Annotated in this window: 13 protein-coding genes; 8 read left to right on the top strand and 5 right to left on the bottom strand. The window is 62.8% G+C overall.

Annotated elements, in window-relative coordinates; translation table 11 throughout:
• The 4 genes from AC4GYV_RS01110 to AC4GYV_RS01095 all read right to left on the bottom strand — a co-directional run bounded on the left by AC4GYV_RS01110 (nt 1) and on the right by AC4GYV_RS01095 (nt 2,100).
• On the bottom strand, nt 1–291 hold the full coding sequence (locus AC4GYV_RS01110; RefSeq protein ID WP_491098821.1) for a DUF2501 domain-containing protein: 291 nt from the start codon (nt 289–291) through the stop codon (nt 1–3).
• Between the two features lie 112 nt (nt 292–403).
• Nucleotides 404–1,105: a 6-phosphogluconolactonase gene (gene pgl / locus AC4GYV_RS01105; protein WP_491098820.1), complete on the bottom strand. Its 702-nt coding sequence runs from the start codon at nt 1,103–1,105 to the stop codon at nt 404–406.
• 16 nt (nt 1,106–1,121) lie between these two features.
• Nucleotides 1,122–1,868: an energy transducer TonB gene (locus tag AC4GYV_RS01100; protein ID WP_491098819.1), complete on the bottom strand. Its 747-nt coding sequence runs from the start codon at nt 1,866–1,868 to the stop codon at nt 1,122–1,124.
• Nucleotides 1,869–1,971: 103 nt separating this feature from the next.
• Complete coding sequence (locus tag AC4GYV_RS01095; RefSeq protein ID WP_491098818.1) at nt 1,972–2,100, bottom strand: KGG domain-containing protein; 129 nt, start codon at nt 2,098–2,100, stop codon at nt 1,972–1,974.
• A gap of 223 nt (nt 2,101–2,323) precedes the next feature.
• Between AC4GYV_RS01095 and AC4GYV_RS01090 the strand changes: the two genes are divergently transcribed.
• The 8 genes from AC4GYV_RS01090 to AC4GYV_RS01055 are packed head-to-tail and all read left to right on the top strand — an operon-like array spanning nt 2,324 to nt 9,886.
• On the top strand, nt 2,324–4,180 hold the full coding sequence (locus tag AC4GYV_RS01090) for a PQQ-dependent dehydrogenase, methanol/ethanol family (RefSeq protein WP_491098817.1): 1,857 nt from the start codon (nt 2,324–2,326) through the stop codon (nt 4,178–4,180).
• Nucleotides 4,158–4,712, top strand: a complete 555-nt coding sequence (locus AC4GYV_RS01085; RefSeq protein ID WP_491098816.1) for a c-type cytochrome — start codon at nt 4,158–4,160, stop codon at nt 4,710–4,712. The genes AC4GYV_RS01090 and AC4GYV_RS01085 overlap by 23 nt, the downstream gene beginning before the upstream one ends.
• The gene (gene coxB, locus AC4GYV_RS01080) at nt 4,709–5,728 is read left to right on the top strand and encodes a cytochrome c oxidase subunit II (RefSeq protein WP_491098815.1); all 1,020 of its coding nucleotides are present in this window, start codon (nt 4,709–4,711) and stop codon (nt 5,726–5,728) included. The genes AC4GYV_RS01085 and coxB overlap by 4 nt, the downstream gene beginning before the upstream one ends.
• Entirely contained in the window at nt 5,725–7,689 is a 1,965-nt protein-coding gene (gene ctaD / locus AC4GYV_RS01075; protein WP_491098813.1) for a cytochrome c oxidase subunit I, read from the top strand. The genes coxB and ctaD overlap by 4 nt, the downstream gene beginning before the upstream one ends.
• On the top strand, nt 7,686–8,297 hold the full coding sequence (locus tag AC4GYV_RS01070) for a cytochrome c oxidase subunit 3 (RefSeq protein ID WP_491098812.1): 612 nt from the start codon (nt 7,686–7,688) through the stop codon (nt 8,295–8,297). Before ctaD ends, AC4GYV_RS01070 begins: the two co-directional genes overlap by 4 nt.
• Nucleotides 8,294–8,626 carry a hypothetical protein gene (locus AC4GYV_RS01065; protein ID WP_491098811.1) on the top strand — a complete coding sequence of 111 codons (333 nt, stop codon included), beginning with the start codon at nt 8,294–8,296 and terminating at the stop codon, nt 8,624–8,626. The genes AC4GYV_RS01070 and AC4GYV_RS01065 overlap by 4 nt, the downstream gene beginning before the upstream one ends.
• Nucleotides 8,623–9,489, top strand: coding sequence for a cytochrome c oxidase assembly protein (locus AC4GYV_RS01060; protein WP_491098810.1), 867 nt, complete (start codon nt 8,623–8,625; stop codon nt 9,487–9,489). Before AC4GYV_RS01065 ends, AC4GYV_RS01060 begins: the two co-directional genes overlap by 4 nt.
• Nucleotides 9,470–9,886 (top strand): c-type cytochrome, encoded by a 417-nt coding sequence (locus AC4GYV_RS01055; RefSeq protein ID WP_491098809.1) that lies wholly within the window; start codon nt 9,470–9,472, stop codon nt 9,884–9,886. The genes AC4GYV_RS01060 and AC4GYV_RS01055 overlap by 20 nt, the downstream gene beginning before the upstream one ends.
• Here AC4GYV_RS01055 and AC4GYV_RS01050 read toward each other — a convergent pair whose 3' ends face one another.
• Nucleotides 9,887–11,884: a TonB-dependent receptor gene (locus AC4GYV_RS01050; RefSeq protein ID WP_491098807.1), complete on the bottom strand. Its 1,998-nt coding sequence runs from the start codon at nt 11,882–11,884 to the stop codon at nt 9,887–9,889.
• Between the last annotated feature and the right edge of the window lie 207 nt (nt 11,885–12,091).

The raw sequence follows: 12,091 nt of genomic DNA, 5'->3' as shown, positions 1-12,091 counted from the left end.
TCAAAGGTGCTTGGCCTGTTCGAGCACCATGTCGCATGCCTGCGACTGCAGAAAGCCTGGTGCGCTTCCGATCGCGAACTGCTTGTCGCCGAGAATCTGACCTGACGCGCCAGCCACATAGTCGGGGGACGTTTTGATATCCGGCTTCTTCGTGAGGCCGTCGATAAGCAGACCCGCGCTAGTGCTGCTGACCAGGCTCTTGGACACGCAATATTGCAGCACGCCGGCCGCGTTCCCGGCGCTGATTTTCGCGACGTTCGGAAGCGCCGAGGGGATCGGCGCCGCTGTCATTTGGGCGAGTGCAAGACCTACAACCGCTCCGTTCAACATGCTCTCTCGTCCTTTCGGATCTAGAGCTAAGCTTCCGAAAGCAGCGTCGGTATCCGGAAGAGTCCCGAACGGCTCACGGAGCCCAGTGGATGTCGATCGGCTGCTCGACTTCCGCGAGCACCCTGCCGATTGGCAGCTTGGAGCTCTGCCCGTCGGCGATCGCCTGCTCGAGAACCTCGCGCTTCTTGTCGCCGGTGATCGTGATCAGGATGGTGCGTGCTGACAGGATCGACGCCCGAGTTAACGTCACCCGCGCAACCGGCGCTTCTGGTGGAAGCGGGTCTGGCATCACGCCGACCGCCCGGCGCGCCTTCGGCGCATCGAGGGCATCCTGCATGTCCGGTCCCGGGAAGATCGATGCGGTGTGCCCATCTTCGCCCATGCCGAGCCAAACGAGGTCCGGCGGCCAGGGCAGGTCCTGAAGGCGCGCATCGGCAGAATTGCCCGCGAGCTTGTAGTCGGAAATCTCAGTCGCAATCGGGATGACGCGAGCGCCCGTCGGAAGGAAGGCTCGGGCGATCTCTCGAACGTTTGAAAGATCGCTGTCCATCGGAGCGAGGCGGTCGTCGGTGGGAATGACGGTGACGCGCTTCCACGGCAGCTTCTGCGCGGTGAGCTTCTGGAAAACTGCCGGACCAGTCCGGCCTCCCGCGACCGCGATCAGCGACGCATTCCGCGCTTCGACCGCGCTATCGATGATGAATCCGACATCGCCAGCGACTGCGTCCGCGAGCTCATCCAGGGAATCATATTCCCACCATTCCGCTTCGATCATGTGATTCCTTTTTCGGCTATCGCGGCGCTCGTTGCGCGTATCCGAACCATCCTGCAACCGCTTGTCCGCTGCGATTGATCGCGGGCCGGAAGCGAAGCCGGTCATGGGCGAGGTTACACAGCGTGGAATCAATCGACGGAATGCCGGTACCTCGATCGATGGTGCATTCGCTAACGAAGCCCCGAGCATCGACGCGTAGGCGCATGAAGACGGTAGCTCCCCGGGGCCACTGGTCGAGCAGGTCACGCGGGATATCTCGGCCAGTCAGCACCGGTGTGACCAGATGCGGGGGATCCGCCACGCCTCCGTCGCCGCCGCCTCCCGGTCCATTTCCGCCAGCACCGCTTCCTGTGCCATTCCCGAAGCCGCCCGCGCCGGTGCCGGGGCCGCGGACATTCGAAGCGCCCTGAGTCGGTTGCGCCCCCTGTCTCGGCGTCTCAGCCGCCGCTATCTGCTGAACAGGCGGGGTCTCGATCTTCGGCTTGGGGGCGACGACCGGCGTCGCCTCGCTCTTGATATTCTTCGGCGCGGAACCGCCCTCTTTCTCTTTCGGCCGCCTTTGCTGGTTTTGCATGGGTGGCGGAGGTGGCGGCGGCGGCGGGATGTTCGTCACGTCGAACACGCGCATGACGGCTTGTGGATCCGTGAGATCAATCTTGCCCGACATGTGAAGCAAGGCGAACAAGAGCGCCACGTGAATTCCGACCACCGCCGCGATCGCGCTGCCTTTGTCCCGCTTATTGAGATCCGACCGGTATGCCACCCCAAGTCAACGCGGATAGCACAGCCGCGTTGCGCGCGCACAGCATGACAGGCGCCGGACACGGGGGCCACGCGTCCGGCGCGGTACGCATGATCGAACTGGGTTAGCGGGCCGAACTCGCCTTGCGCCCGCCGCCGTGACTCGCTTTTCCGCCCTTGCTCGCAATCTCGCGCTGCTTGGCTGGATCCATGGCCGCAAAGCCGCGCTTCGATCCACCGCTCTTGGTAGGCATGCTCACTCTCCCTGACTGAAAGGCCTTGTTGAAGGCGGTCGGGGAACGCGCCGTTTCGGCAGCGGTTCAGAATGCTGATCGAGGTTAGAAACGACCGTAGAAATCCACGTTATGGGCCGTCCAACATGAATTAGCTTCACGCTGCGGAACCCAGCCGCAGCAAATGAATTCTGCGTCGCGGCAGCATGCTTCTACTCAGCTGCCGAGTTCGATTGGGGGCGTAATGCGGCGAGTAAGTACCGCACTGCTAGGCCTGATTGCCGTCGTCTCATGCGCCGGCCTGGGGGCGTGTAACAAAAAGCCCCCTCAACAGCAGTACGCAGCGACGATCCTCAATCCGCCGCCCTCCGGAGACCATGCGCTTCCCCCTGCCGCAGCGGCCCCTGCCGACGACGGAAATTGGACGATGCCGGGGAAGAATTATGCGGCGACGCGCTTCTCGGCGCTAAACGAGATCACGCCCGCGAACGCGTCGAAGCTTTCGGTCGCATTCACGTTCTCGACTGCAACGACTCATGGGTACGAAGCGCCGCCGCTTGTCGTGAACGGCACGATGTACCTGATCACGCCATTCCCGAACTACCTCTATGCGCTCGACCTGACGAAGCCGGGCGCACCGACGAAATGGGTGTTCAAGCCGAAACCGGTCGCTGCATCCCAAGGCGTCGCGTGCTGCGATACCGTCAACCGCGGCGCGGTCTACGATGCCGGGAAAGTTTTCTTCAACACGCTCGACGGGCAGACGATCGCGGTCGACGCGAGCAGCGGCCAGCAGGTCTGGCGCACGCAGCTCGGCGACATCCAGAAGGGCGAGACCGTCACGATGGCGCCGCTCGTCGCCAACGGCAAAGTGCTGGTCGGGAATTCGGGCGGTGAGATGGGCGTGCGCGGCTGGATCGCGGCGCTCGACGAGGGCAGCGGAAAGCTCGCCTGGAAAGCCTACAACACCGGTCCCGACAAGGACGTCCTGATCGGATCGCGCTTCCACCCGTTCTACGCCATGGACCAGGGCAAGGACTTGGGCGTGAAAAGCTGGCCGCCCGATGCCTGGAAGATCGGGGGCGGAACCGTCTGGGGCTGGATCAGCTACGATCCTGAGACCAAGATGATCTTCTACGGCGTCGGCAATCCGGGTCCGTGGAATCCCGACCAGCGCCCCGGCGACAACAAGTGGACCACCGGAGTCTTCGCGCGCGACGTGAATACCGGCGAGGCGACCTGGTTCTACCAGACGACGCCACACGACGTTTTCGACCATGACGACATCAACGAGATTATCCTCGCCGACATCCCGTGGGCCAGCGGCCGCCGCCCGGTGATTTTCCGTCCAGCGCGCGCGGGCTTTTTCTACGTACAGGACCGCCGCACTGGTCAGGTGCTCTCGGCGACACCTTATGGCTACGTGAACGCATACAAGGGCGTTGACCTCAGGACGGGGAAGATGATCCCCAACCCCGACAAGGACCCCAAGCCAGGCCGCGTCACGCGGGACATCTGCCCGGCCGCACCGGGCCTCAAGGACTGGAACCCAGCAGCGTTCAGCCCGGTCACCGGCCTCGTCTACATCCCTCACAACAACCTTTGCATGGACTTCGGTGCAATGGAGGCGAACTACATCGCCGGGACGCCCTATGTCGGCGCAGACGTGAAGATGTACGGCGGACCGGGCGGCAATCGCGGCGCCTTCACCGCCTGGGACCCGATCAACCGCCGCAAGGTGTGGGAGATCCCTGAGGATCTGCCGGTCTGGAGTCCGGCTCTCGCGACAGCCGGAGGCCTCGTCTTCTACGGTACAATGGACGGCTGGTTCAAAGCCGTCGACGCTAGAACCGGCAAGCTAGTGTGGCAGTTCAAAGCTGGCAGCGGCATCATCGGTCAGCCGATCAGCTACCGGGGACCAGACGGTCGTCAGTATATCGCCGTGGTCGCTGGCGTCGGCGGATGGGCTGGGGCGGTTGTCGCGGGCAAAATGGATACGCGCGATCCGACTGGTGCGCTGGGCTTCGCCAATGCGACCAAGGACCTGCCGATGAAAACGACCGCGGGAGGCATGCTCTATGTCTTTGCCCTTCCGCACTAGCATTCTCATCATCGGTGCAGCCGCGATAACTTTGGCGGCCTGCGATCGCGAGGAGCGCCACAGCCGCTCGAAACCATTGGGTGAAACGGTCCCGGCCGGCGCTAGCCCCGAGACGATATGGCCCGGAACGACGACTGCGCCGCCGCCCGATCCTCGCGCAAAGCTATACGACAACAACGCGCCGGCGATCGCCGAAGGGCAGTTCCTCTACACGCGCATGAATTGTGTCGGCTGCCATTCTCACGGCGGCGGCGGCATGGGTCCCGCGCTGATGGACGATGAGTGGCGTTACGGCGGCCGCATCGACCAGATCGCAACCAGCATCGCCGTGGGCCGGCCCAACGGAATGCCTGCGTGGCGGGGCAAGCTGACAGACGACCAAATCTGGAAGCTCGCAGCCTACGTCCGCAGCCTGTCCGGCCTGCCGAGCAAGGATGCGGTTTCCAGCCGCTCGGAAAGCATGAGCGCCGGCACGCCGCAAAGCCTTACGCCGCATGGGCAGGCGAAGCCGTCAGATACGGCTGAGCAATGAAGCGCGTCGCAGCCCTTCTCCCGGCTTTGCTGCCGCTGAGCGCGTGCGATTATCAAACCTATCAGAGCATCTTCGCCGGAGCGGGTGAGGAAACGCGCCAGTTCAACATCCTCTTCGTCATTTTCCTGATCGTGTGCACGGCGATGTATCTTCTGGTGATCGGCTTCCTGATCACCGGCATTCTCCGACGCCGCCGCGCCGGCGACGCAAATGTTGTCGAAACGGGCAAGCATCACCTGTCGCATCCACTGATGCGCACCGGCCTCATCGCATGGGGGACCTTGGTCGCGATCGGCCTAGTCATTCTGGCGATCGCGAGCTTCTTCGCAGACCGGTCGATGGCGACCGCCGCCGCGCATGAGAAGCTCTCCGTCACCGTCACTGCGAACCAGTGGTGGTGGGACGTTCAGTACAACGCCGCCGACGCATCCAAGACTCTTAGAACCGCGAATGAGCTGTACCTACCGGTAGGCGTTCCCGTGCGGATCATCCTTCATTCCAACGACGTGATTCACAGCTTCTGGGTGCCGAGCCTCGCGGGGAAGCAGGACCTCATCCCCGGGCGCGAAAACGACGTCACGATCACGCCGACGAAGGTCGGCATCTATCGCGGGCAGTGCGCCGAATTCTGCGGCGTGCAGCACGCGAAAATGGCGCTGGTCGTGAACGTCGTACCTTATGCCGATTTCGTTAAGTGGTGGGGCCGGCAGTTGCGGCCCGCAGCTATGCCCAGCGCACCGCTTGCCCAGGCGGGGTACGCTTATGTCACTCAAGGGCAGTGCAGCGCCTGCCATGCGATCGGCGGGACGTCCGCAAGTGCAACCGTCGGCCCTGATCTCACCCACTTCGCCAGCCGTCGGAGCATCGCGGCGGGATCGATGCCGATGAGCACCGGCAACATCTACGGCTGGGTCGAGGATCCGCAGTCGATCAAGCCCGGCAGCCGCATGCCGACCATCGGCATGGAACCCAAGCATCTGCACGCAGTGGTCGCCTACCTCGAGACGCTCAAATGACTGAAATGCAGCGCATCGAGGAGGAAGATCGCAGGCTCGCTGCCGAGCGAAAGAAGATCGCGCGCGACGGCCCAAAGCTCACCGGTGCGAAGCTTGAGGAGCGGTTGCAACGGACCTGGGAGCGACCGCCGGGAATTCTCGGCTGGCTCGCAACCGTCGATCATAAGGAGATCGGACGCCGCTACATCGTCACGGCGCTCATATTCCTCGCACTTGGGGGCGTGCTATCCCTCCTAATGCGTCTGCAGCTCGCGCGCCCGGACAACAACATGATTAGCGCTGAGCGTTTCAACGAGCTGTTCACGATGCACGGCTCGACGATGATGTTCCTCTTCGCCGTACCGGTGATGGAAGGCGTTGCAGTCTTCATCATTCCGCTCATGCTGGGGACGCGTTCGACGGCGTTCCCCCGTCTCAACGCCTTCAGCTACTACATGTATTTGTTCGGCGGGGTGCTGCTGTGGGCGGCCTTCGCCCTCAACATCGCCCCCGACATCGGATGGTTTGCCTACACCCCCTTGTCCGGACCGGAGTTCTCGCCGGGAAAACGCGCCGACATTTGGGCACAGATGATCACGTTCACGGAAGTCAGTGCCTTGGCCGCGGCAGTGGTGCTTGTGTGCACAATTCTCAAAGCACGCGCTCCCGGTATGACGCTGGCCCGGATGCCTTTGTTCGCGTGGGCGATGCTGGTGGTCGCGCTGATGATCATCTTCGCCATGCCGTCTATCGCGCTTTGCTCAGGCATGCTGATTTCCGACCGCTTGATCGGAACCAACTTTTACAATGCATCCGAGCACGGTGATGCTCTGTTGTGGCAGCACCTCTTCTGGTTCTTCGGCCACCCGGAAGTCTACATCATCTTTCTCCCCGCGACCGGCTTCGTCAGCGTCATTACCGAGACGTTCTGCCGCCGCCCGATCTTCGCTTACCCGGTGGTGGTCCTGGCGCTCATCTCAACCGGAATCCTCGCCTTCGGACTGTGGGTCCACCACATGTTCGCGACCGGGCTGCCGCGCGTCGGCTATAGTTTCTACACCGCCGCGAGCATGACGGTTTCGATCCCCACGGCGCTGCAGATCTTCTGCTGGCTGGCGACGATGTGGGACGGCCGCCCGCGATTTCAGGTCCCGATGCTTTATGTCGTGGGCTTCATCGTCACGTTCGTTATTGGCGGCCTCACCGGCGTGATCATCGCCTCCGTGCCGCTCGATCTGCAACTGCACGACACTTACTTCATCGTCGCGCATTTCCATTACGTGCTGATCGGCGGTGCGGTGTTCCCGCTGCTGGGGATCCTCACTTACTGGTATCCGAAGATCACCGGGCGGATGATGGACGAGACGCTCGGCAAGATCGGCTTCTGGATGCTTTTCATAGGCTTCCAGGTCGCCTTCTTCCCGATGCACTTCAGCGGCCTCCTGGGGATGCCGCGGCGTGTTTACACTTACCCTGCCGGTCTCGGACTCGAACTTCCGAACTTGATCTCGACGATCGGCGCTTTCGTCGTAGCGACGGCCGTCATGCTGTTCGTCATCAACGGGATCATGTCGCTGTATCGAGGCCGGATCGCTCCGGACAACCCGTGGGACGCAGCAAGTCTCGAGTGGGCTACGCCGTCTCCTCCGGCGCCTTATAATTTTGCACACATCCCGGTTGTCGAAAGCCGCACGCCGCTTTGGGACGAGAAAGGGGAACTACCGGTCATCACCGGTCTCCGCGTTGATGAAAAAGAGACACTGCTAACCACCGTCGTCGCAGCGGCGCCCGATCTACGCGAGCCGGTACCCGAACCGAGCCTTTGGCCGTTTATCTCGTCGATCGCGGTAGGCGTCATGTTCGTCACCTCGATCTTCTCACCATGGGCAGTCCTCGTCGGCGCCGTTCCGATTGCGATCGCCTTGGCAGCTTGGTTCTGGCCGAAGGACATGGCGCGTAAGCCGGAACCGGTGATCTCATGAACCGCGCGGTCCGCTTCACCGACGATGTCGCAGATCTGCCCACTCACAAGTTCGGGCCCAGCAGCCTCACCTGGTGGGGAATCATCGGTTACATGGTGGTTGAGGGCGGGTTCTTTGCGCTCGCCTTTGCCGCTTATTTTTTCCTGATGGGCCACGAGCGGGGCTGGCCGCCCGAAGGGCGCAAGGCGCCCGACCTGCTGGCCGGCACGCTGTTCACCATCGTTATACTGCTGAGCGAGATCTGGAACACCCGCCTCAAGAAGGCGGCGCGTGAGCGGGACGTCCCCACGATTCGAAGGCTCATGCCCGTCATCATCGGTATTGGCACCGTGCTGCTGATCATCCGCGGCTTCGAGTTCAACAGTCTCAACGTCAGATGGACCGACGATGCTTACGGCTCGATCATTTGGGCGCTGCTGTTCTTGCACACCACTCACCTCGCGACCGATTGGGGTGACAGTATCGTGCTTTGGGCGCTGATGATGACGCCGCTCGGTTATGAAGGCCGCCGCCTCGTCGATACCGACGAGAACTGCCTCTATTGGCGTTACGTCTGGCTGCTGTGGATCCCGATCTATCTAATGATCTACTGGGTGCCGCGGCTGTGAGGGACGCGAGCATCCGCGACGGCTTTATGCCCTGGGCGGGCCTGGCACTCGGCACGACCGGCTTCTTCCTCGCACACCAGCTCGGTTCGGACGCCACGTTCCAGGATTGCCGCGTGGGAAGTCCGTGGATCGTGATCCTCGCAACCATTGTTGGCCTGCTCCTCGTGGGCACAGGCGCCCTTGGCTCCTGGGGCATTTATGCAAGGCATGGCGAAGGCCCCGCGCGGCGCTTGATTGCGGTCGTCTCACTGCTCGCCTGTGGCCTCTATGCCATCGGCATCATCCTGCCGTTTATCGCCTCCATGATCATCCCCAGGTGCTGGGCGTGAGGCGGGCTGCGGCCCTTGCCCTTGTACTCGTTGCGTCGCCGGCATTCGCGCATGGTGAGCATGACAGGCACATCGGCTGGACGCTCGATCCGGTACTCCTCATCCCACTCACCCTCGCCCTCGTCATCTACCTCGTCGGATGGCGGCGACTGGCAGATAGGGCCTCCACGCCGCCCCGAGCGGGCCTGTTCCTTTCCGGCTGGGCGGTGCTTAGCCTCTCGCTAGTCTCTCCACTTCATGCGGCCGGAGAGCGCAGCTTCACCATGCACATGATCGAGCACGAGTTGATCATGCTCGTTGCGACGTTTCTGCTCGCGATGTCGCGATCTGGCGGCGTGTTGGCTTGGGGCCTGCCTAAGCCGCTTCGCCGTGGGCTTGCAGGAAGCTGGAAGTCACCCCTCCAATCTGTGTGGCGCCGCCTGACGGAGCCCGTCACCGCAACGGCGATCCAGGCGGTTGTCATGTGGGGATGGCACGCCCCGTTGCTGTTTGATCGGGCGCTCGAAAGCAGCGGCTGGCATATCGCGCAGCACGCCTGTTTCTTCATTAGCTCGCTGATCTTCTGGTGGGCGATGCTGAACCCGAGGCGGGGCGGCTACGGCGTGTCCGCCGCCTGCCTCTTCGTGACATCTCTTATTGGCGGAGCGCTGGGCGCATTGATGAGCTTCTCGGCATCGCCGTGGTATTCGGATTATGCGGCTATGGGGATGAGTGGCATCGGCCTCGACCCGGTGGACGACCAGCGGCTTGCGGGTCTCATCATGTGGATTCCCGGCGGCCTCGTGCACGGAATCGCCGCGCTGGCCCTCTTCTACAAATGGCTGAGATCGTCGGAGGGAGTCCATGCGGTCACCCTCAACTAATTTCACGTTCGCAGTTCTTTCTGCCATCCTGTTCGCCGTCGCGCTGATCGGGATCATCTACAAATATGCGGAGCAGCGGACGCGCATGCGGACGCACGCCGCAGTCGCGACCGGCGGCGATCCGCTCCGGGGGGAGGCGATGTTCATTCAATACGGCTGCGGCAGCTGCCATGCGATGGAAGGCGTTCGTACCGCCACTGGGATGGTCGGTCCGCCGCTCGATGGAATCCCTTTGCGGGTGATTATCGGCGGGCACCTTTCGAACACGCCCGCGAACATGGAGAAGTGGATCCGCGATCCTCAACAGGTGTCACCAGGTACTGCTATGCCCGACCTCAATGTTGGCGAGCAGGACGCGCGAGATATGACTGCCTTCCTCTACACGCGCGCCAAATAATCAGCGCAGGCGCAACCCGATCCACAAAGTACGTGGCGTCGCCCGTTCGACGGAGCCGTCGCCGTTGATGCCGGCCATCACCGTCTTGTCGAAGAGATTCTCGCCGCGCGCGATCAGCTGAACCTTATGCCCGATCGGATATGAGGCGAACGCATCGACTGTGGTCGCCGCCTTCAGCGTACGCGTATTGAGGTCGTCCTCGAACTGGGGACCCACGTGCCGCAAAATGATCTGACCGCCCTTCCCATCCTGGTCGTAGCCGAACGACAGGGTAGCGATGAAATTGGGCGTTTGCGCGGGGCGCAATCCGTCCAGGAAGGAAGCCGCGCCGCTCGCGTCCATCCGAGCGTGCGTCCAGCTGGCGCCCGCCTGCGCCAACCAAGGCCCACGGGTCCACGATGCCGTCGCTTCGATACCGTGCACCTCAACTGCATCTACGTTCTGCCGCTGACGATAGGTTCCGCCCGCGGCGACAAAGCCCACCCCCGGGAACGTCCCCGGTCCCTGCCCCAGCGTCACATTGGCAATCGCGTCGCGCAGCCGGTTCACAAATCCCGTAAGCGCCAGCCGCACCGGGCCGCGAGAATAATCTGCGCCAGCCTCTACGCCTGCGAGCTTTTCGGGCTCCAGATCGGCATTCGCAGCTGTCGCGTCCAATCCCGCACGAAAGGGCCTGAACAGCTCGTTGAGCGTCGGCATTCGCCATCCGAGATAAGCAGCGCTCCTTAAACTCACGCCGCCGCCAAGCTTCAGCTCCGCTCCTCCCCTGGCAGTGGGCAGCCAGCCGTCCCGCCGTGGGTATTTGTCGTGGCGCAGGACCTGCTCGGTCGCGATGAGCGCCTCGAACAGATGACCGTCGTTGATCTGCCAACGATCGACCCGAGCTCCGCCGGTCAGCAATAGCTGCCCGAGCTGCGCAGTTACCTCGCTGAAGACGCCAGCTGTCCACGCGTCTCCCCCCGCCAACCGGCGGCGCATCGGGTTGCCGGCGACATAATTGTACAGTTCGCGCGACTCTCCCGTGGTGCGCCGCCCGTCTGCGCCCAAGCGTAGCTCGATGTGGTCAGGCATCGGTGGGCGCAACTCGAAACCGCCACCTATTCCGTAAGACGGCACGGAATATTGCAGTGATACTCTCGTCGCCGTGACCCGGCCGGGGCTTACATTGGCAAAACTGCTCAACAGATTCCGCCACTGCCAGTAACCAAGCGCAGTCCATTGCCACTTGCCTCGCCCGACCAGGCGGACGGAAGCGTCAGCACCGTTGGTGCGATTGACCGTGAAGTCCAATCCTCGAGTTCGCCAATCGTGAAAACCGTCGGCACTCGCCTGCAGCTCGATCTCGCTTGCGATCGGCGCCACCCAGCGCGCGCGACTGTCCCAACCGTGGTAGCTGGCTGGCTCATCGGCAGGTCCGCGAGTGTCCTCAGTGATTGGAATGAACCCATCACCCCGCTCGCCACGGCCCGAGATACTCAGCAATCCGCCGCCGGCACGAATGCCCGCACCCGCACGCACTTCAAGCGAGTCCCGTATACCGGCGTCCACTTCGCCCGATCCGCCCGTAGCTTCATTGCTTGTCATCTCGATCGTGCCGGCAAGCGCACCGGGTCCGTTCGCAACGCTTCCGCCGCCGCGCACCACACGAATCTGCGCAAAGTCCGCTGGATCATAGGCAGGCCAGTTCACCCATCCGCCGAAGGGGTCGGTCTGGGGAACGCCGTCCACGACCACTAGCGCCCGGCTGGAGGCATTTCCTCCAAGCGCCCGAAGCGTGACGCCCTGGCTCGTGGGGTGACCACTGTGCGAGTCCGAACGACGAAAAAGCTGAACCCCAGGAACATCCTTGAGCAGTTGGTCCATCGAGTGGGTCGGAGACTGTTCGATATCGCGCCGGGTTACCGTCTCAACCGCGTAGACGCGGTCCGCCTTTGGCTCGGGTAATGCTTTGCCGGTGATGACGATCGCGGGCGGCGCGGGCGGAAGCGCCTGGGCCACCGAATCCACCCTAAAGGATGTCGTAGAGAGTCGCGCCGATCGTCAGCAGGCTACTCACTGCGACGGCCAAGAGCGCCCAGGGCGCCCACCACGGCCAGGACAATCTCTGCGGATCAGCGCTCTTTGCCATGCGGTCAAAAGCCCTGCCGGAGGCCGCTTGTTTTGTCGAGGAAAATTCCCGTTTCGAAACAGCTGTTAAGCGCCCAG

The sequence above is a fragment of the Sphingomonas sp. SP4 genome, assembly GCF_058313375.1.
The sequence above is the reverse complement of the archived record's forward strand: the minus strand, read 5'-3'. Positions and strand labels throughout refer to the sequence as shown.

Coding starts and splice junctions, on each gene's coding strand:
- AC4GYV_RS01110 (WP_491098821.1), bottom strand. CDS start 291: ATGACAGCGGCGCCGATCCCCTCGGCGCTTCCGAACGTCGCGAAAATC.
- pgl (WP_491098820.1), bottom strand. CDS start 1,105: ATGATCGAAGCGGAATGGTGGGAATATGATTCCCTGGATGAGCTCGCG.
- AC4GYV_RS01095 (WP_491098818.1), bottom strand. CDS start 2,100: ATGCCTACCAAGAGCGGTGGATCGAAGCGCGGCTTTGCGGCCATGGAT.
- AC4GYV_RS01090 (WP_491098817.1), top strand. CDS start 2,324: ATGCGGCGAGTAAGTACCGCACTGCTAGGCCTGATTGCCGTCGTCTCA.
- AC4GYV_RS01085 (WP_491098816.1), top strand. CDS start 4,158: ATGTCTTTGCCCTTCCGCACTAGCATTCTCATCATCGGTGCAGCCGCG.
- coxB (WP_491098815.1), top strand. CDS start 4,709: ATGAAGCGCGTCGCAGCCCTTCTCCCGGCTTTGCTGCCGCTGAGCGCG.
- ctaD (WP_491098813.1), top strand. CDS start 5,725: ATGACTGAAATGCAGCGCATCGAGGAGGAAGATCGCAGGCTCGCTGCC.
- AC4GYV_RS01070 (WP_491098812.1), top strand. CDS start 7,686: ATGAACCGCGCGGTCCGCTTCACCGACGATGTCGCAGATCTGCCCACT.
- AC4GYV_RS01055 (WP_491098809.1), top strand. CDS start 9,470: ATGCGGTCACCCTCAACTAATTTCACGTTCGCAGTTCTTTCTGCCATC.